This window comes from Bacteroidota bacterium (assembly GCA_030017895.1).
GTDB lineage: Bacteria > Bacteroidota > Ignavibacteria > UBA10030 > BY39 > JASEGV01.
In genome coordinates this window covers 1-676 of the sequence record JASEGV010000166.1, presented here as the reverse complement: position 1 = coordinate 676, position 676 = coordinate 1, and the positions used below count along the sequence as shown (strand labels likewise).

The following is a 676-nucleotide window of genomic DNA, read 5'->3' as shown; positions in this document are numbered from 1 at the left end:
GATAGTATTCCCATAATTTGTAGCGCAATAGCTATCGATGTTCTAATAACCTTTCCATCATTCAGTGCTTCAAGAATTGGATGGAAAAAAGTAAAAGGTAACATAATTAACTCCTTTCTTATTGTTGTTGAATAACGCCGTTTCGGCTAACGTCTCGCATAAAAATGACGTTGCTGAGTGCGCTATGAAAAATCCATTCTCGCGCACGAAGCAATGTGTCCAAGAGCGAAACGTAAGACTTCAATATGTTAAACCTTAGATTCATTTTTATGCGTGTTAGCTGCAGCCGACGCCGTTTAATCCACAACACTCCACTCAGCCCAATTTCTGAATGTTCCCAAAGTTGGGGGCTGCCAATTCTGAGTTATTGTCATCCAGTAGTATTCATCAATTAATTTTGGAACGCTTGAGTGCGGTCTTAGCAATCTGTTCGGCAAGTCGCCGAGTGTGAATCCGTGTTGTTCACACGTAGGACGTAGTTCGTTAAGTAATTCGTTAATGGTTTGCAGATACTTGATGTATGAATCTGCAGAACCATTATATCCAAGAGAATCTCTAATCGGTTCATCCCACGGAGCGTATGTATTAGGTCGCAATGAGAATAGAATCTTTGCTGCTCCAGTTGGTCCGAATCTAACTCTCGTTTGATTGTTTCCACGTCTTCGTTGTGATGCGG

At 41.4% G+C, this 676-nt stretch carries 1 protein-coding gene; it reads right to left on the bottom strand.

What is annotated here, in order from left to right:
* Nucleotides 1-296: 296 nt before the first annotated feature.
* The coding region (locus QME58_14475; protein MDI6805016.1) for a hypothetical protein at nt 297-676 on the bottom strand (380 nt) is incomplete at its 5' end.